Genomic DNA, 18,122 nt, shown 5'->3' with positions numbered 1-18,122 from the left:
GGGGGGCGGGCCCGCGCGGGGCCACAGAAAAACCGCGGGGCCCCGGGGGCGCAGGCGAGGCCCGGAACCCACCGGTAAACGTTTCTGCTGGGCCTGGGCCCGAGGGACTAGGCGTCCTCGTGCGCCACCGCGCGACGCGCGTCCGCGTCCAGGACGCCCCAGCTGATCAGCTGCTCGGTCAGGACCGAGGGGGACTGGTCGTAGATGACGGCGAGGGTGCGCAGGTCGTCCTGGCGGATCGACAGCACCTTGCCGTTGTAGTCGCCGCGCTGGCTCTGGATGGTGGCCGCGTACCGCTGGAGGGGGCCGGCCTTCTCGGCGGGTACGCCCGCCAGGCGCTCCAGGTCCAGACGGAGCTTCGGCGGCGGCTCGGCCGCTCCGCCGGGAGTCGTGCCCGGCAGCAGCTCCTGCACCGGAACCCCGTAGAAGTCCGCCAGCTCGGCAAGGCGCTGGACGGTCACGGCGCGGTCCCCGCGCTCGTAGGAACCGACCACCACGGCCTTCCAACGGCCCTGGGACTTCTCCTCGACACCGTGGAGGGAAAGGCCCTGCTGGGTGCGGATGGCGCGGAGCTTGGCCCCGAGCTGTTTGGCGTATTCGCTGGACATAACGCTCCCGGACGCTGTGACGCTGTGACGACATGGACAACGTGCGGCTCCGCCGCGCGGCTGGTAACTCACTGTGAGGTTACGCAGCGTTACTTGGATGCGTCAAGCCGAATGCTTCCCATCAGCCCCTCGCGAGGCACCCCGGACGCCCCGCCGGAGCCCTCCCGCCCCGGGCCGGTGCCGGGGCGCCCACCTGCCCCTGGTACCGTGTGGGACGTACATCAGACGTCCTTTAAGGTCCGTCCCGTGAGGCGGAGAAGGAGGTCCTTCCATGGACGCTCAGAACACCGCTCAGAACGCCGGTCAAACCACCGGTCAGACCACCGGGCAGGACCGCGCCATGCGCCCCGTGCTCGACGCGCAGGACATCGCCCGCGTCCTGACCCGCATCGCCCACGAGATCGTCGAACGCGCCAAGGGCGCCGACGACGTGGTGCTCCTCGGCATCCCCACCCGCGGTGTCCACCTCGCCCGCCGGCTGGCCGCCAAGCTCGAAGAGATCACCGGTACGAAGATCCCGGTCGGCTCCCTCGACATCACCATGTACCGCGACGACCTCCGGATGAAGCCGGCCCGCGCCATCGGCCGCACCGAGATCCCCGGTGACGACCTCGACGGCCGCCTCGTCGTCCTCGTCGACGACGTGCTCTTCTCCGGCCGCACCATCCGCGCCGCCCTCGACGCGCTGGGCGACCTCGGCCGCCCCCGCGCCGTGCAGCTCGCCGTCCTCGTCGACCGCGGCCACCGCGAGCTCCCGATCCGCGCCGACTACGTGGGGAAGAACCTCCCGACGTCGCTGCGCGAGACCGTCAAGGTCCAGCTCCAGGAGGAGGACGGCCGCGACGCCGTGCTGCTCGGCCAGCGGACCCCCCAGGCGGCCGGGCAGCAGTAGCCCGCACCGGCCCGGACCCCCTCGCGGGTCCGCGCCGAAGCCTGCCCTGCCGCACGTCAGCCACGCCCGTCAGCCTGCCTGCCCTCCCGACCTACGGAGCCATCCAGATGAAGCGCCACCTCATCTCGGCCGCCGATCTCACGCGCGACGACGCCGTCCTGATCCTCGACACCGCCGAGGAGATGGCCCGCGTCGCGGACCGGCCGATCAAGAAGCTGCCCACCCTGCGCGGCCTCACCGTCGTCAACCTGTTCTTCGAGGACTCGACCCGCACCCGGATCTCCTTCGAGGCGGCCGCCAAGCGGCTCTCCGCGGACGTCATCAACTTCTCCGCGAAGGGTTCCTCGGTTTCCAAGGGCGAATCCCTCAAGGACACCGCCCTCACGCTGGAGGCCATGGGCGCCGACGCGGTCGTCATCCGCCACCACGCCTCCGGCGCCCCCTACCGGCTCGCGACCTCCGGCTGGATCGACTCCGCCGTGGTCAACGCCGGCGACGGCACCCACGAGCACCCCACCCAGGCCCTGCTGGACGCCTTCACCATGCGCCGCCGCCTGGTCGGCCGCGACGCCGGCCTGGGCAAGGACCTGAACGGCCGTCGGATCACCATCGTCGGCGACGTCCTGCACAGCCGGGTCGCCCGCTCCAACGTCCAGCTGCTCCACACGCTCGGCGCCGAGGTCACCGTGGTGGCCCCGCCGACGCTGGTCCCGATCGGCGTCGGCAGCTGGCCCTGCGAGGTCTCGTACAACCTCGACGAGGTGCTGCCGGCGTCCGATGCGGTGATGATGCTGCGTGTGCAGCGCGAACGCATGAACGCCGCCTTCTTCCCGACCGAGCGCGAGTACTCCCGCCGGTACGGGCTCGACGGCGACCGCATGGCGAAGATGCCCGAGCACGCCATCGTGATGCACCCCGGCCCGATGAACCGCGGCATGGAGATCACCGCCGAGGTGGCCGACTCCGACCGCTGCACGGCCGTCGAGCAGGTCGCCAACGGCGTCTCCACCCGGATGGCCGTCCTGTACCTGCTGCTCGGAGGATCCGAGCCCGCCGTTGCCACCGGCAACGCCCCCGCCCCCGCCGCCGCCCGTACCGAGGAGAGCAAGTAAAGATGAGCAAGATCCTGATCCGTGGCGCGAAGGTACTCGGCGGCGAGGCGCAGGACGTCCTGATCGACGGCGAGACCATCGCCGAGGTCGGTACGGGCCTGTCCGCCGAAGGCGCGACCGTCATCGAGGCCGAGGGCAAGGTCCTCCTCCCCGGCCTGGTCGACCTGCACACCCACCTGCGCGAGCCGGGCCGCGAGGACAGCGAGACCGTGCTGACCGGCACCCGCGCCGCGGCCTCCGGCGGCTTCACCGCCGTGTTCGCCATGGCGAACACCTTCCCGGTCGCCGACACCGCCGGCGTCGTCGAGCAGGTCTGGCGCCTCGGCAAGGAGTCCGGCTACTGCGACGTGCAGCCGATCGGCGCCGTCACCGTCGGCCTGGAGGGCAAGCAGCTCTCCGAGCTGGGCGCCATGCACGACTCCGCCGCCCGCGTCACCGTCTTCTCCGACGACGGCAAGTGCGTCGACGACGCCGTGATCATGCGCCGCGCCCTGGAGTATGTGAAGGCCTTCGGCGGCGTCGTCGCCCAGCACGCCCAGGAGCCCCGCCTCACCGAGGGCGCCCAGATGAACGAGGGCGTCGTCTCCGGCGAGCTGGGCCTCGGCGGCTGGCCGGCCGTGGCCGAGGAGTCGATCATCGCCCGCGACGTCCTCCTCGCCGAGCACGTCGGCTCCCGCGTCCACATCTGCCACCTCTCCACCGCCGGCTCCGTCGAGATCGTCCGCTGGGCCAAGTCCCGCGGCATCGACGTCACCGCCGAGGTCACCCCGCACCACCTGCTCCTCACGGAGGAGCTCGTGCGCTCGTACAACGCGGTCTACAAGGTCAACCCGCCGCTGCGCACCGAAACCGACGTGCTGGCCCTGCGCGAGGCGCTCGCCGACGGCACGATCGACATCGTCGCCACCGACCACGCCCCGCACCCGCACGAGGACAAGGACTGCGAGTGGGCCGCCGCCGCCATGGGCATGGTCGGCCTGGAGACCGCGCTCTCCGTCGTCCAGCAGACGATGGTGGAGACCGGACTGCTCGACTGGGCGGGCGTCGCGGACCGCATGTCCTTCGCCCCGGCGCGCATCGGCGGCCTGGAGAACCACGGCCGTCCCGTCTCGGCAGGTGAACCCGCGAACCTGACCTTGGTGGAGACCTCGTACCGTGGTGTCGTGGACCCCGCACGATTCGCCTCCCGCAGCCGCAACACGCCCTACGAGGGCCGTGAGCTGCCGGGTCGCGTGACACACACCTTCCTGCGGGGCCGGGCAACGGTCGTGGACGGGACGCTGGCGTGACACCTGCAGTAATCCAACTGGCCGCCGAGGCCTCGGTGCGACGGTCGGCGGAGGTGACGGACTGGGGCGCGCGCATCGCGTGGGTCGTCGGCCTGCTCATCTTCATCGCGTTCGTGTACTGGCTGATGCGGCAGGGCTGGAAATGGCGCGGCGCCCTGCAGAACGATCTGCCGGAGCTGCCCGCCGCACCCGACGGCCTCCCCGAACACCGGCTGGCGCTGACCGGCCGGTACCACGGGTCGACCACCGCCGGGCAGTGGCTGGACCGGATCGTCGCCCACGGCCTGGGCATCCGCAGCAGGGTCGAGCTCACGCTCACCGACGCGGGCCTGGACGTGGTCCGACCGGGTGCCACCGACTTCTTCGTACCGGCCGCGCAGCTGCGCGGCGCCCGCCTCGACAAGGGAATCGCGGGCAAGGTACTCACCGAGGGCGGTCTGCTCGTCGTCACATGGGCGCATGGCGACAAGCTGATCGACTCCGGATTCCGCTCCGACCGCGCGGCCGAACACGCCGCCTGGGTCGAAGCGATCAGCACGCTGACAACACAGAACCCATCCATCACGACGGAAGGCGCCGAACGATGACGACCTCCACCAGGGGAGCAGCCAAAGCTCCCGCCGTACTCGTCCTGGAGGACGGCCGGATCTTCCGCGGCCGTGCCTACGGCGCTGTGGGGGAGACCTTCGGCGAGGCCGTCTTCTCCACCGGCATGACCGGCTACCAGGAGACCCTCACCGACCCGTCGTACCACCGGCAGGTCGTCGTCATGACCGCCCCCCACGTGGGCAACACCGGCGTCAACGACGAGGACCCCGAGTCGTCCCGCATCTGGGTCGCCGGGTACGTCGTGCGCGACCCCGCCCGCGTCCCGTCCAACTGGCGCTCCCGGCGCTCGCTGGACGAGGAGCTGGTCGAGCAGGGCGTCGTCGGGATCTCCGGCATCGACACCCGCGCGCTGACCCGCCACCTGCGCGAGCGCGGCGCCATGCGCGTCGGCATCTTCTCCGGCGCGAACTGGGAGGGCGTCCGCGACGAGGCCCTGCTCGCCCGCGTCAAGGAAGCCCCGCAGATGAAGGGCGCGAACCTCTCCGCCGAGGTCGCCACCAAGGAGGCGTACGTCGTCCCCGCCATCGGCCCCGACGGCGAAGCCGTACCGATCGGCACCGCGAAGTTCACCGTCGCCGCCGTCGACCTCGGCATCAAGGGCATGACCCCGCACCGGATGGCCGAGCGCGGCATCGAGGTCCACGTGCTCCCCGCCACCGCGACCGTCGAGGACGTGTACGCGGTCGACCCGGACGGCGTGTTCTTCTCCAACGGCCCGGGCGACCCTGCCACCGCCGACGGCCCCGTCGCCGTCATGCAGGGCGTCCTGGAGCGCAGGACCCCGCTCTTCGGCATCTGCTTCGGCAACCAGATCCTGGGCCGCGCGCTCGGCTTCGGCACCTACAAGCTGAAGTACGGCCACCGCGGCATCAACCAGCCGGTGCAGGACCGCACCACCGGCAAGGTCGAGATCACCGCACACAACCACGGCTTCGCCGTCGACGCGCCCCTCGACAAGGTCTCCGAGACCCCCTACGGCCGCGCCGAGGTCTCCCACGTCTGCCTGAACGACCAGGTCGTCGAAGGCCTCCAGCTGCTCGACCGGCCGGCCTTCAGCGTCCAGTACCACCCCGAGGCGGCCGCCGGCCCGCACGACGCCGCGTACCTCTTCGACCGCTTCACGTCTCTGATGGAAACCGCCCAGATGGAGGCCGAGCGTGCCTAAGCGCACCGATATCCAGTCCGTCCTGGTCATCGGCTCCGGCCCGATCGTCATCGGCCAGGCCGCCGAGTTCGACTACTCCGGCACCCAGGCCTGCCGCATCCTCAAGGCCGAGGGCCTGCGGGTGATCCTGGTCAACTCCAACCCCGCGACGATCATGACCGACCCGGAGATCGCCGACGCCACGTACGTCGAGCCGATCACCCCGGAGTTCGTCGAGAAGATCATCGCGAAGGAGCGCCCCGACGCGCTGCTCCCGACCCTCGGCGGCCAGACCGCGCTCAACACCGCGATCTCCATGCACGAGCAGGGGGTGCTGGAGAAGTACGGCGTCGAGCTCATCGGCGCCAACGTCGAGGCCATCAACAAGGGCGAAGACCGCGAACTCTTCAAGGGCGTCGTCGAGGCCGTCAAGGCCAAGATCGGTTACGGCGAGTCCGCCCGCTCGGTCATCTGCCACACCATGGACGACGTCATCGCGGGCGTCGACACCCTCGGCGGCTACCCCGTCGTCGTCCGCCCCTCCTTCACCATGGGCGGCGCCGGCTCCGGCTTCGCCCACGACGAGGAGGAGCTGCGCCGCATCGCCGGCCAGGGCCTCACGCTCTCCCCGACCACCGAGGTGCTCCTGGAGGAGTCCATCCTCGGCTGGAAGGAGTACGAGCTGGAGCTGATGCGCGACACCAAGGACAACGTCGTCGTCGTCTGTTCCATCGAGAACTTCGACCCGATGGGCGTCCACACCGGCGACTCGATCACCGTCGCCCCGGCGATGACGCTGACCGACCGCGAGTACCAGCGGCTGCGCGACATCGGCATCGCGATCATCCGCGAGGTCGGCGTCGACACCGGCGGCTGCAACATCCAGTTCGCGATCGACCCGGCCGACGGCCGCGTCATCGTGATCGAGATGAACCCGCGCGTCTCCCGCTCCTCGGCGCTCGCGTCGAAGGCCACCGGCTTCCCGATCGCCAAGATCGCCGCCAAGCTGGCCATCGGCTACACGCTCGACGAGGTCCCCAACGACATCACCGAGAAGACGCCGGCCTCCTTCGAGCCGTCCCTCGACTACGTCGTCGTCAAGGCCCCGCGCTTCGCCTTCGAGAAGTTCCCGCTCGCCGACGCCACCCTCACCACCACCATGAAGTCGGTGGGCGAGGCCATGGCCATCGGCCGCAACTTCACCGAGGCCCTGCAGAAGGCCCTGCGCTCCCTGGAGAAGAAGGGCTCCCAGTTCACCTTCGTCGGCCCGACAGGCGACAAGGACGAGCTGCTCGCCACCGCCGTCCGCCCGACCGACGGCCGCATCAACACCGTCATGCAGGCCATCCGCGCCGGAGCCACCCAGGAGGAGGTCTTCGAGTTCACGAAGATCGACCCCTGGTTCGTCGACCAGCTCTTCCTCATCAAGGAGATCGCGGACGAGCTCGCGGCGGCCGAGAAGCTCCACCCCGAGCTGCTCGCCGAGGCCAAGCGCCACGGCTTCTCCGACGTCCAGATCGCCGAGATCCGCGGCCTGCGCGAGGACGTCGTGCGCGAGGTCCGCCACGCGCTGGGCGTCCGCCCGGTCTACAAGACGGTCGACACCTGCGCCGCCGAGTTCGCCGCGAAGACCCCGTACTTCTACTCCTCGTACGACGAGGAGTCAGAGGTCGCCCCGCGCACCAAGCCCGCGGTCATCATCCTGGGCTCCGGCCCGAACCGCATCGGCCAGGGCATCGAGTTCGACTACTCGTGCGTCCACGCCTCCTTCGCGCTGCACGACGCCGGGTACGAGACCGTCATGGTCAACTGCAACCCGGAGACCGTCTCCACGGACTACGACACCTCCGACCGCCTGTACTTCGAGCCGCTGACGCTCGAAGACGTGCTGGAGATCGTCCACGCCGAGTCCCTGGCCGGCCCCATCGCGGGCGTCATCGTCCAGCTCGGCGGCCAGACCCCCCTCGGCCTCGCCCAGGCGCTCAAGGACAACGGCGTCCCCATCGTCGGCACCTCCCCGGAGGCCATCCACGCCGCCGAGGACCGCGGCGCCTTCGGCCGGGTCCTCGACGAGGCCGGGCTGCCCGCCCCCAAGCACGGCACCGCCACCACCTTCACGGGTGCGAAGGCCATCGCCGACGAGATCGGCTACCCGGTCCTGGTCCGCCCCTCGTACGTGCTCGGCGGCCGCGGCATGGAGATCGTCTACGACGAGGCCCGGCTGGAGTCCTACATCGCGGAGTCCACCGAGATCTCCCCGACCCGCCCCGTGCTGGTCGACCGCTTCCTCGACGACGCGATCGAGATCGACGTCGACGCCCTCTACGACGGCCACGAGCTCTACCTCGGCGGCGTCATGGAGCACATCGAGGAAGCCGGCATCCACTCCGGCGACTCGGCCTGCGCCCTGCCCCCGATCACCCTCGGCGGCTACGACATCAAGCGCCTGCGCGCCTCCACCGAGGCCATCGCCAAGGGCGTCGGCGTCCGCGGCCTGATCAACATCCAGTTCGCGATGGCGGGTGACATCCTCTACGTCCTGGAGGCCAACCCCCGCGCCTCCCGCACGGTCCCCTTCACCTCGAAGGCGACCGCGGTCCCCCTCGCGAAGGCCGCCGCGCGGATCTCGCTCGGCACCACCATCGCCGAGCTGCGCGCCGAGGGCATGCTGCCCAGGACCGGCGACGGCGGCACCCTGCCGCTCGACGCGCCGATCTCCGTCAAGGAGGCCGTCATGCCGTGGTCGCGCTTCCGCGACATCCACGGCCGCGGCGTCGACACCGTCCTCGGCCCGGAGATGCGCTCCACCGGCGAGGTCATGGGCATCGACTCCGTCTTCGGCACGGCGTACGCGAAGTCGCAGGCCGGCGCCTACGGGCCGCTGCCGACCCAGGGCCGCGCGTTCATCTCCGTCGCCAACCGCGACAAGCGCACGATGATCTTCCCGGCCCGCGAGCTCGTCGCCCACGGCTTCGAGCTGATGGCCACCTCGGGCACCGCGGAGGTGCTGCGCCGCAACGGCATCAACGCCACCGTCGTGCGCAAGCTCAGCGAGGGCGAGGGCCCCGGCGGCGAGAAGACCATCGTCCAGCTGATCCACGACGGCCAGGTCGACCTGATCGTCAACACCCCGTACGGTACCGGCGGCCGCCTCGACGGCTACGAGATCCGCACGGCGGCCGTGGCGCGCAGCGTCCCGTGCCTGACCACGGTCCAGGCGCTCGCCGCGGCCGTCCAGGGCATCGACGCGCTCAACCGCGGCGACGTGGGCGTCCGTTCGCTCCAGGAGCACGCGGAGCACCTGACCGCGGCCCGCGACTAGCAGCCCGAACAGGGGAGGGGGACACCGGATTCGCGCAAGCGACGGGTGTCCCCCTCTTCATGAGCGCAGAGGGATCTTCGAAGCGATGTACAAACTCTTCTTCAACCTGGTCTTCAAGCGGATGGACCCCGAGCAGGCCCACTACACGGCCTTCCGCTGGATCCGCCTCGCCGCCCGGACCCCGGTCCTGCGGACCTTCGTCGCGGCCTGGCTCGCCCCCCGTCACGAGGCGCTGCGCACCGAGGCCCTGGGCCTGCGGATGCACGGCCCCTTCGGACTCGCGGCCGGCTTCGACAAGAACGCCGTGGCCGTCGACGGCATGGCCATGCTCGGCTTCGACCACGTCGAGATCGGCACGGTCACGGCCGAGGCCCAGCCCGGCAACCCCAGGAAGCGGCTCTTCCGCCTCGTCCCGGACCGCGCGCTGATCAACCGGATGGGATTCAACAACGAGGGCTCGGCGGCCGTCGCGGAGCGCCTCGCCGCCCGCGAGGCGGTCTTCAGGACGGTCGTCGGCGTCAACATCGGCAAGACGAAGACCGTGCCCGAGGAGGAAGCCGTCGCGGACTACGTGGCCTCCACCGAGCGCCTCGCCCGCCACGCCGACTACCTCGTCGTCAACGTCTCCTCGCCGAACACCCCCGGCCTGCGCAACCTCCAGGCCACCGAGTCGCTGCGCCCCCTGCTGACGGCCGTGCGGGAGGCCGCCGACCGCGCCGTCACCGGCCGCCGGGTACCGCTCCTGGTCAAGATCGCCCCCGACCTCGCCGACGAGGACGTGGACGCGGTCGCGGACCTGGCGCTGGAGCTCGGCCTAGACGGCATCATCGCCACCAACACCACCATCGCGCGGAGCGGCCTCGGCCTGAAGTCCGCGCCGGCCCTGGTCAAGGAGACCGGCGGCCTGTCCGGCGCGCCGGTCAAGGAGCGCTCGCTGGAGGTCCTGCGCCGCCTGTACGCCCGCGTGGGCGACCGCCTCGTCCTCGTCGGCGTCGGCGGCATCGAGAACGCCGAGGACGCCTGGCAGCGGATCCTGGCCGGAGCCACCCTCGTCCAGGGCTACAGCGCCTTCATCTACGAGGGCCCCTGCTACGCCCGCGCCATCCACCGGGGCCTGGCCGCACGCCTGGCCGACAGCCCGTACGCGACGCTCGCCGACGCGGTGGGCGCCGAGACCCGAAAGGCCGCGCTGTGAGCCCTGTGACCCCCTTCGGCACCCGCCTGCGCACGGCGATGGACGCCCGCGGCCCGCTGTGCGTCGGCATCGACCCGCACGCGGCCTTGCTGGACTCCTGGGGCCTGGCCGACGACATCGCCGGCCTGGAGAAGTTCTCCCGGACCGTCGTGGAGGCGCTGGCCGAGTCGGTGGCGGTCTTCAAGCCGCAGGCCGCCTTCTTCGAGCGGTTCGGCTCGCGCGGCGTCGCGGTGCTGGAGCGCACCGTGGCGGACGCCCGGGCGGCGGGCGCCCTGGTCGTGATGGACGCCAAGCGGGGCGACATCGGCTCGACCATGGCGGCGTACGCCTCGGCCTTCCTGGACCCGGCCTCGCCGCTGTTCTCGGACGCGCTGACGGTCTCCCCGTACCTGGGCTACGGCTCGCTGAAGCCGGCCGTGGACCTGGCCCGGAAGTCGGGCGCGGGGCTGTTCGTCCTGGCGCTCACCTCGAACCCGGAGGGCGCGGAGGTCCAGCGGGCCGTACGGGAGGACGGCCGGACCATCGGGGCGACGATGCTGGCGCACCTGGCGGCGGAGAACGCGGGCGCCGAGCCGATGGGCTCCTTCGGAGCGGTCGTCGGCGCCACCCTGGGGGACCTGTCCTCCTTCGACCTGGACATCAACGGGCCGCTGCTGGCCCCCGGCATCGGCGCGCAGGGCGCGACCGCGGCCGACCTGCCGGCCGTTTTCGGGGCGGCCGTGCGCAACGTCGTCCCGAACGTGTCGCGGGGCGTCCTCAAGCACGGCCCGGACGTCGCGGCCCTCCGCTCCTCCGCGCAGGGCTTCGCCGAGGAGATCCGCGCGGCCGTCTCCGCGTAGCCGTGCCGTCGCGGGGGCGGCCGGCACGCCCCGAAGCCCCCGCGACGCGCACCCAGACGGGCCGGAACGGCCCTCCCGGCCGCCTGACCCGCCCGTACGGCGCCCGGATGTGACGCGTATCACCACGCCGCGGCGCGCCGGGCCCCGCCTGCGGCCGCGCGCGCGCCGCCGCCGGCCGCGGCGCGCCGGACTTTCGGCCCCGGCGGCCGCGCCGGCGCGGCCGCGGGAGGGCCCCGCCAGTCAGGGATCCGCAAGGGCCACCGCGCCTGCGGGCAGAACCGCGCACCTCACGCGCCGCGTACGGAAACGGAGCGTTCGAGGCCGCCGCGGGAGGGGCCCGTCGAACGGCCTGACGAAATTCGAGCGTCTTCCACCGGACAAAACCAGGGCGATTTGTCCGTAATGTACGGTTCGGTGGAGGCTGACCAGGACTTTTCGTCCGTTCTCGCTGACGAGAGCGGTCGCGGCCGCTAGTCTCCGAGCAGAGTGAACGAGCAGCGAACGAGTTCCACCGCTGTTCGGGAACTTGCCTGGTGTGGTGCCTTCGGGCTGCCCACCACCGGTCCGTATCCGACAGTTCGACATCCGAGGTGACGTAGGCGTGGCTCTTCCGCCCCTTACCCCTGAACAGCGCGCAGCCGCGCTCGAAAAGGCCGCCGCGGCTCGCCGGGAGCGGGCCGAGGTGAAGAATCGACTCAAGCACTCCGGCGCCTCGCTCCAAGAGGTCATCAAGACGGGCCAGGAGAACGACGTCATCGGCAAGATGAAGGTCTCCGCCCTGCTGGAGTCGCTGCCTGGCGTGGGCAAGGTCCGCGCCAAGCAGATCATGGAGCGTCTCGGCATCTCCGAGTCCCGGCGTGTCCGAGGTCTCGGCTCCAACCAGATCGCCTCTCTGGAGCGTGAGTTCGGCACCCCTGCCGGCTGACGCACAGCCCGGAGTCGCCCCGGCGTTCTCAGGCAGTCCCGAGAAGCTGGATAATCGCTCTATGGCAGCAGAGGTTCGTCCGCGGCTGACCGTGCTCTCCGGCCCTTCGGGGGTCGGCAAGAGCACGGTCGTCGCGCATATGCGCAAGGTCCACCCCGAGGTCTGGCTCTCGGTGTCGGCCACCACCCGCAAGCCGCGGCCCGGTGAGCGACACGGAATCCACTACTTCTTCGTCACCGACGACGAGTTCGACAAGCTGATCGCCAACGGCGAGCTGCTGGAGTGGGCCGAATTCGCGGGCAACCGCTACGGCACACCGCGCGGCGCGGTGCTGGAACGCCTGGACAACGGCGAGCCGGTACTGCTGGAGATCGACCTCCAGGGCGCACGGCTCGTCCGCGAGTCGATGTCCGATGCCCAGCTGGTCTTCCTGGCCCCGCCGAGCTGGGACGAGCTGGTCCGCCGGCTCACCGGCCGGGGCACCGAATCCGCCGAGGTCATCGAGCGCAGGCTCGAAAGCGCCAAGATCGAACTGGCTGCCGAGTCCGAGTTCGACACCACCCTGGTCAACACCTCGGTCGAGGACGTGGCCCGCGAGCTGCTAGCCTTGATGGAAGTTGTTTGATCGTTGATCGATTTTTCGAATCGATCGATGTTTGATCTTTCACCCATCTTTTCGGAAGGTAGCGCGTGTCCTCTTCCATGACTGCGCCCGAGGGCATCATCAACCCGCCGATCGACGAGCTGCTCGAGGCCACGGACTCGAAGTACAGCCTCGTGATCTACGCGGCCAAGCGCGCGCGTCAGATCAACGCGTACTACTCGCAGCTCGGTGAGGGCCTGCTCGAGTACGTCGGCCCGCTGGTGGACACCCACGTCCACGAGAAGCCGCTTTCGATCGCGCTGCGCGAGATCAACGCGGGTCTGCTGACCTCCGAGGCCATCGAGGCCCCGGCTCAGTAAGGCACCGAGAATTCCTTTCACCACAGGCCCGGCAGACCATCTGCCGGGCCTGTGGTGTGTCATGGGTGGGTACGGCGATCAGTGACCGGGGCCCCGGACGGGCCCGGGCGCCGGACGAGTCGAAGGGGAGTACGTGGTGGGTAAGCCGAAGGTCGTGCTGGGAGTCAGCGGCGGCATCGCCGCCTACAAGGCGTGCGAGCTGCTGCGCAGGCTGACCGAGTCCGGGCACGAGGTGCGGGTGGTGCCCACGGCGGCGTCCCTCAACTTCGTCGGCGAGGCCACCTGGGCCGCCCTCTCGGGGAACCCGGCCTCCGCGGAGGTCTGGGAGAGCGTCCACGAGGTCCCGCACGTGCGGATCGGCCAGTCAGCCGACCTGGTGGTCGTCGCCCCGGCCACCGCCGACATCCTCGCAAAGGCCGCCCACGGCCTGGCCGACGACCTGCTCACGAACACGCTGCTCACCGCCCGATGCCCGGTGGTCTTCGCACCCGCGATGCACACCGAGATGTGGGAGCACCCCGCCACCCGGGAGAACGTCGCCACCCTGCGCCGGCGCGGAGCCGTCGTGATCGAACCCGCCGTGGGCCGGCTCACCGGCAAGGACACCGGTAAGGGGCGGTTGCCCGACCCCGAGGAGATCTTCGAGGTCTGCCGGGGCGTCCTGGCCCGCGGCACCGCCGGCCCCGACCTCGCCGGGCGGCACGTGGTGATCAGCGCCGGCGGCACGCGGGAACCGCTGGACCCGGTCCGCTTCCTCGGCAACCGCTCCTCCGGCAAGCAGGGCTACGCGCTCGCCCGCACCGCCGTCGCGCGCGGTGCGCGGGTCACCCTGGTGGCCGCCAACGCCGCGCTGGCCGACCCCGCCGGGGTGGACGTCGTACGGGTGGGGACGGCCCTCCAGCTGCGGGAGGCCGTGCTCAAGGCGGCCGCGGACGCGGACGCCGTGGTGATGGCCGCCGCCGTCGCGGACTTCCGGCCCGCCGCCTACGCGAGCGGAAAGATCAAGAAACAGGACGGGCAGGAGCCCGATCCCGTCGCCCTCGTCCGCAATCCCGACGTCCTCGCCGAGATCTCGGCCGACCGGGCCCGTGAGGGCCAGGTCGTCGTCGGATTCGCCGCCGAGACGGACGACGTCCTGGCCAACGGCCGGGCGAAGCTGCTGCGCAAGGGATGTGATCTTCTCGTCGTCAACGAGGTCGGCGAGTCCAAGACCTTCGGATCGGAGGAGAACGAGGCCGTCATCCTCGCCTCCGACGGCTCCGAGGTCCAGGTGCCCCATGGTCCCAAGGAAGCCCTCTCCGCGGTGATCTGGGACCAGGTGGCCCCCCGGCTGGCCCCCCGACGCCCCTGAACCGATGTCTTCTCCTCGCCACCTCCGTGCGTCAGAATGGAGTGCCGCAGGTCACACCACTCCCATAAGGCGAGACGGGTGGTCCGGCGTACGGTGGCGACCGATAAACTGCACGCGGAACGTGATCGGGCGCAGCCCCCGATGTGGTTCCGCCAAATGATGAGCCAGCAGCCGCTGCAACCCCCAGGGAGCGATGTGTCCCGCCGCCTGTTCACCTCGGAGTCCGTGACCGAGGGCCACCCCGACAAGATCGCTGACCAGATCAGCGACACGATCCTCGACGCACTGCTCAGCGAGGACCCGACCTCGCGCGTGGCCGTGGAGACCCTCATCACCACCGGTCTCGTACACATCGCGGGAGAGGTGACGACGAAGGCCTACGCGCCGATCGCGCAGCTCGTCCGCGAGAAGATCCTCGAGATCGGCTACGACTCGTCGAAGAAGGGCTTCGACGGCGCCTCCTGCGGCGTGTCGGTGTCCATCGGCGCGCAGTCCCCGGACATCGCGCAGGGCGTCGACACCGCCTACGAGACGCGCGTCGAGGGCGACGAGGACGAGCTCGACAAGCAGGGCGCCGGCGACCAGGGCCTGATGTTCGGCTACGCCTGCGACGAGACCCCCGAGCTCATGCCGCTCCCGATCCACCTCGCGCACCGGCTCGCCCGCCGCCTGTCCGAGGTCCGCAAGAACGGGACCATCCCGTACCTGCGCCCCGACGGCAAGACCCAGGTCACCATCGAGTACGACGGGGACAAGGCCGTGCGCCTGGACACCGTCGTCGTGTCCTCGCAGCACGCGTCGGACATCGACCTGGACTCGCTGCTCGCGCCCGACATCCGCGAGTTCGTCGTCGAGCACGTCCTGAACCAGCTGGTCGAGGACGGCATCAAGCTCGACACCGAGGGCTACCGCCTGCTGGTGAACCCGACCGGCCGCTTCGAGATCGGCGGCCCGATGGGCGACGCGGGCCTCACCGGCCGCAAGATCATCATCGACACCTACGGCGGCATGGCCCGTCACGGTGGCGGCGCCTTCTCGGGCAAGGACCCGTCCAAGGTCGACCGCTCCGCCGCCTACGCGATGCGCTGGGTCGCGAAGAACGTCGTCGCCGCCGGCCTGGCCTCGCGCTGCGAGGTCCAGGTCGCGTACGCGATCGGCAAGGCCGAGCCCGTGGGCCTCTTCGTCGAGACCTTCGGCACCGCCCAGGTGGACGTCCAGAAGATCGAGGACGCGATCGCCGAGGTCTTCGACCTGCGCCCGGCCGCGATCATCCGCGACCTGGACCTGCTGCGGCCGATCTACGCCCAGACCGCCGCCTACGGCCACTTCGGCCGCGAGCTGCCGGACTTCACCTGGGAGCGCACCGACCGCGTGGACGCGCTGCGCGCGGCCGCCGGTCTGTAGGACCGCCGCCGAACGGCCCCGGACCGTCAGGTCCGGGGCCGTTCGCGTGTCCGCGCCGCCACCGGGCCGACCCTCCGGGAAGAAATGGAGGGGAACCCGGGCGGGGCGGCCGATACGGTGGCGCCCGCCTGCCGGTGCGAAGGCGACGGATACATACGGATACATCTGGAGCGGGTGCAGCGTCCCCGTGTCGAAGGAACCCCACCGCCGCCGATGACGATCTCGGGAGGCCTCCGCCGCCGTCCGCTGTCACAGGGGTTTGGTAAGAATGCGGGTGTGAGCAGCGCGAACGATTCCCCGCCGGAGCAGCTCGCGCTGATCCGGGAGATGGTCGCCGAGGCGAAGGCCAAGGCGCCCAAGGCGAAGCCCCGCACCTGGCGCGGGGCCGCCCTCGCGGAGGAGCTGCCCGTCGCCCGCGTCCTCGTGAACAAGGGCGTCCTGCACCTCGACCAGCTCTGGGACTACGCCGTCCCGGCCGAGCTCTCCGAGGCCGCGCAGCCCGGCGTCCGCGTCCGGGTGCGGTTCGGGGCCGGGTCGCACCACGTGCGCGGCGGCCGCCGCGAGGGCGGCGGCCTCATCGACGGGTTCGTCGTCGAGCGCCGCGCCGAGTCCGACTACGACGGGGCGCTGGCCGCCCTGGCCCACGTGGTCTCGCCCGAGGTCGTGCTCGGCCCCACGATGCTGGCCCTGGCCCGCGCCGTCGCCGACCGGTACGCGGGCAGCCTCGCCGACGTGCTCCAGCTCGCCCTGCCCCCGCGCAACGCCCGCGCCGAGGCCAAGCCCTCGCCCGAGCCGCTGCCCCCGCCCGCCGTGCCCGACCCCGGGGGCTGGGAGCGGTACGGTGCCGGGTCCGCCTTCCTGCGGGCCCTGGCCACCGGTGGCACCCCGCGCGCCGTGTGGACCGCCCTGCCGGGGCCCGGCTGGGCCGACGAGCTGGCCCGGGCCGTGGCCGCCACCCTCGCCTCCGGCCGTGGGGCCCTCGCCGTCGTCCCCGACGGCCGGACCGCCGCCCGCGTCGACGCCGCGCTCACCGCGCTCCTCGGCGAAGGGCGGCACGCCCTGCTCACCGCCGAGTCGGGGCCCGAGAAGCGCTACCGTCAGTGGCTCGCGGTCAGCCGCGGCTCGGTGCGGGCCGTCGTCGGCACGCGGGCCGCGATGTTCGCACCCGTACGGGACCTCGGACTCGTCGCCGTCTGGGACGACGGGGACTCCAGCCACAGCGACGACCGCGCCCCCTTCCCGCACGTCCGGGAGGTGCTGGAGCTGCGCTCGGTCACCGACGGCTGCGCCTTCCTGGCCGGGAGCACCAGTTGCACCGTCGAGGCCGCGCAGCTCGTCGAGTCGGGCTGGGCGCGGCCGCTCGTCGCGACCCGCGAGACGTTGCGCGCGTGCGCCCCCCGGATCCGCACCGTGGGCGACGAACTGCTGGCCCGCGACGGGGCGGCCCGCACCGCGCGGCTGCCGAGCCTGGCGTGGGAGACCGTACGGGAGGGGCTGAAGACCGGGCCCGTCCTGGTGCAGGTGCCGCGGCGGGGCTACGTGCCCCGGCTGGCGTGCGAGCGGTGCCGCACCCCGGCCCGCTGCACGGTCTGCGCGGGGCCGCTGGAGGCGCCCGACGCGCGGGACCTGCAGTGCGGGTGGTGCGGGCGGGGCGAACCGTCGTGGCACTGCGAGGAGTGCGGGTCGTTCCGGCTGCGGGCCCAGGTGGTGGGGGCCCGGCGGACCGCCGAGGAACTGGGGCGGGCCTTCCCGGCCGTGCCCGTACGGACGTCCGGGCGCGACCACGTCCTGGACGAGGTGCCGGACGCCCCCGCGCTGGTGGTGTGCACCCCCGGGGCCGAGCCGGTCGCGGCGGGCGCCGGCTACGCGGCGGCGCTGCTGCTGGACGGCTGGGCGATGCTGGGCCGGCCCGACCTGCGGGCCGGAGAGGACGCGCTGCGGCGGTGGATCGCGGCCGCCTCGCTGGTGCGGGCGCAGGGGCAGGTGGTGGTGGTCGCCGAGCCGACGCTGCGGCCGGTTCAGGCGCTCGTGCGGTGGGACCCGGTGGGCCACGCGGTACGGGAGCTGGCCGAGCGGGCCCAGCTGGGCTTCCCGCCGGTGTCCCGGATGGCGGCGGTGGCGGGGCGCGGCGAAGTGGTCGAGGCCTTCCTGGCCGGCGCCGGACTGCCCCCCGACGCCGAGATCCTGGGCCCGGTACCGCTTCCAGGGCGGCGCGGGGTGCCCTCCGCCGGGGAGCGGGCGCTGGTCCGGGTCCCGCCGGGCAGCGGAGCCGCCCTGGCCGCCGCCCTGAAGGCGGCGCAGGCCGCGCGGATGGCGCGGGGGGTGCCGGCGGCGGAAGCGGTCCGGGTCCGGATCGATCCGCCGGACATCGGCTGACGGCCGGCCCGGCGGTGCCCCGGCCGGGCAGCCGAACGCCCCCGGTGGGGCGACCGTACGGGTCGTCCGCCGGGGGGGGCGGGGCTCATGCGG

Annotated in this window: 15 protein-coding genes; 14 read left to right on the top strand and 1 reads right to left on the bottom strand. The window is 71.9% G+C overall.

Annotation, left to right across the window (positions count from 1 at the left end; translation table 11 throughout):
• Window positions 1-107: 107 nt before the first annotated feature.
• Window positions 108-608 (bottom strand): transcriptional regulator BldD, encoded by a 501-nt coding sequence (bldD, locus tag ACFWTC_RS10745; protein WP_030841550.1) that lies wholly within the window; start codon window positions 606-608, stop codon window positions 108-110.
• 271 nt (window positions 609-879) lie between these two features.
• Here bldD and pyrR point away from each other — a divergent pair, with 271 nt between their 5' ends.
• The 14 genes from pyrR (at window position 880) to ACFWTC_RS10675 (ending at window position 18,029) form a co-directional block, all read left to right on the top strand.
• Window positions 880-1,500 (top strand): bifunctional pyr operon transcriptional regulator/uracil phosphoribosyltransferase PyrR, encoded by a 621-nt coding sequence (gene pyrR / locus ACFWTC_RS10740; RefSeq protein WP_384028089.1) that lies wholly within the window; start codon window positions 880-882, stop codon window positions 1,498-1,500.
• A gap of 107 nt (window positions 1,501-1,607) precedes the next feature.
• Window positions 1,608-2,612 carry an aspartate carbamoyltransferase catalytic subunit gene (locus tag ACFWTC_RS10735; protein WP_383923250.1) on the top strand — a complete coding sequence of 335 codons (1,005 nt, stop codon included), beginning with the start codon at window positions 1,608-1,610 and terminating at the stop codon, window positions 2,610-2,612.
• Window positions 2,613-2,614: 2 nt separating this feature from the next.
• A complete protein-coding gene (locus ACFWTC_RS10730) occupies window positions 2,615-3,901 on the top strand; it encodes a dihydroorotase (protein WP_383923248.1) in 1,287 nt (428 codons plus the stop codon).
• Window positions 3,898-4,488: a hypothetical protein gene (locus ACFWTC_RS10725; protein WP_383923245.1), complete on the top strand. Its 591-nt coding sequence runs from the start codon at window positions 3,898-3,900 to the stop codon at window positions 4,486-4,488. Before ACFWTC_RS10730 ends, ACFWTC_RS10725 begins: the two co-directional genes overlap by 4 nt.
• Window positions 4,485-5,675 carry a glutamine-hydrolyzing carbamoyl-phosphate synthase small subunit gene (carA, locus tag ACFWTC_RS10720; protein ID WP_383923242.1) on the top strand — a complete coding sequence of 397 codons (1,191 nt, stop codon included), beginning with the start codon at window positions 4,485-4,487 and terminating at the stop codon, window positions 5,673-5,675. Before ACFWTC_RS10725 ends, carA begins: the two co-directional genes overlap by 4 nt.
• A complete protein-coding gene (gene carB / locus ACFWTC_RS10715; RefSeq protein ID WP_384028088.1) occupies window positions 5,668-8,976 on the top strand; it encodes a carbamoyl-phosphate synthase large subunit in 3,309 nt (1,102 codons plus the stop codon). The genes carA and carB overlap by 8 nt, the downstream gene beginning before the upstream one ends.
• An 85-nt stretch (window positions 8,977-9,061) precedes the next feature.
• Window positions 9,062-10,171: a quinone-dependent dihydroorotate dehydrogenase gene (locus ACFWTC_RS10710; protein ID WP_384028087.1), complete on the top strand. Its 1,110-nt coding sequence runs from the start codon at window positions 9,062-9,064 to the stop codon at window positions 10,169-10,171.
• The gene (gene pyrF, locus ACFWTC_RS10705) at window positions 10,168-11,010 is read left to right on the top strand and encodes an orotidine-5'-phosphate decarboxylase (RefSeq protein ID WP_383923233.1); all 843 of its coding nucleotides are present in this window, start codon (window positions 10,168-10,170) and stop codon (window positions 11,008-11,010) included. The genes ACFWTC_RS10710 and pyrF overlap by 4 nt, the downstream gene beginning before the upstream one ends.
• Window positions 11,011-11,611: 601 nt before the next feature.
• Window positions 11,612-11,935 (top strand): integration host factor, encoded by a 324-nt coding sequence (locus tag ACFWTC_RS10700; RefSeq protein ID WP_008740406.1) that lies wholly within the window; start codon window positions 11,612-11,614, stop codon window positions 11,933-11,935.
• Window positions 11,936-11,996: 61 nt separating this feature from the next.
• Window positions 11,997-12,560, top strand: coding sequence for a guanylate kinase (gene gmk / locus ACFWTC_RS10695; RefSeq protein ID WP_383923819.1), 564 nt, complete (start codon window positions 11,997-11,999; stop codon window positions 12,558-12,560).
• 65 nt (window positions 12,561-12,625) lie between these two features.
• Window positions 12,626-12,898 carry a DNA-directed RNA polymerase subunit omega gene (gene rpoZ / locus ACFWTC_RS10690; protein WP_030879741.1) on the top strand — a complete coding sequence of 91 codons (273 nt, stop codon included), beginning with the start codon at window positions 12,626-12,628 and terminating at the stop codon, window positions 12,896-12,898.
• 136 nt (window positions 12,899-13,034) lie between these two features.
• The gene (gene coaBC / locus ACFWTC_RS10685) at window positions 13,035-14,249 is read left to right on the top strand and encodes a bifunctional phosphopantothenoylcysteine decarboxylase/phosphopantothenate--cysteine ligase CoaBC (RefSeq protein WP_383923815.1); all 1,215 of its coding nucleotides are present in this window, start codon (window positions 13,035-13,037) and stop codon (window positions 14,247-14,249) included.
• Window positions 14,250-14,444: 195 nt separating this feature from the next.
• A complete protein-coding gene (gene metK, locus ACFWTC_RS10680; RefSeq protein ID WP_383923812.1) occupies window positions 14,445-15,653 on the top strand; it encodes a methionine adenosyltransferase in 1,209 nt (402 codons plus the stop codon).
• A 213-nt stretch (window positions 15,654-15,866) separates the two neighbouring features.
• Window positions 15,867-18,029 (top strand): primosomal protein N', encoded by a 2,163-nt coding sequence (locus ACFWTC_RS10675; protein WP_383923809.1) that lies wholly within the window; start codon window positions 15,867-15,869, stop codon window positions 18,027-18,029.
• Window positions 18,030-18,122: the final 93 nt, after the last annotated feature.

The organism is Streptomyces sp. NPDC058619 (genome assembly GCF_042717785.1).
Taxonomy (GTDB): domain Bacteria; phylum Actinomycetota; class Actinomycetes; order Streptomycetales; family Streptomycetaceae; genus Streptomyces.
Note: the sequence above shows the minus strand (reverse complement) of the source record. Positions and strands in the feature narration are given on the sequence as shown.

Bases quoted from the DNA above. Each gene is read 5' to 3' on its own strand.
- pyrR (WP_384028089.1), top strand. From the start codon at position 880: ATGGACGCTCAGAACACCGCTCAGAACGCCGGTCAAACCACCGGTCAG.
- ACFWTC_RS10710 (WP_384028087.1), top strand. From the start codon at position 9,062: ATGTACAAACTCTTCTTCAACCTGGTCTTCAAGCGGATGGACCCCGAG.
- ACFWTC_RS10675 (WP_383923809.1), top strand. From the start codon at position 15,867: ATGACGATCTCGGGAGGCCTCCGCCGCCGTCCGCTGTCACAGGGGTTT.
- bldD (WP_030841550.1), bottom strand. From the start codon at position 608: ATGTCCAGCGAATACGCCAAACAGCTCGGGGCCAAGCTCCGCGCCATC.
- gmk (WP_383923819.1), top strand. From the start codon at position 11,997: ATGGCAGCAGAGGTTCGTCCGCGGCTGACCGTGCTCTCCGGCCCTTCG.
- carA (WP_383923242.1), top strand. From the start codon at position 4,485: ATGACGACCTCCACCAGGGGAGCAGCCAAAGCTCCCGCCGTACTCGTC.
- ACFWTC_RS10735 (WP_383923250.1), top strand. From the start codon at position 1,608: ATGAAGCGCCACCTCATCTCGGCCGCCGATCTCACGCGCGACGACGCC.
- ACFWTC_RS10730 (WP_383923248.1), top strand. From the start codon at position 2,615: ATGAGCAAGATCCTGATCCGTGGCGCGAAGGTACTCGGCGGCGAGGCG.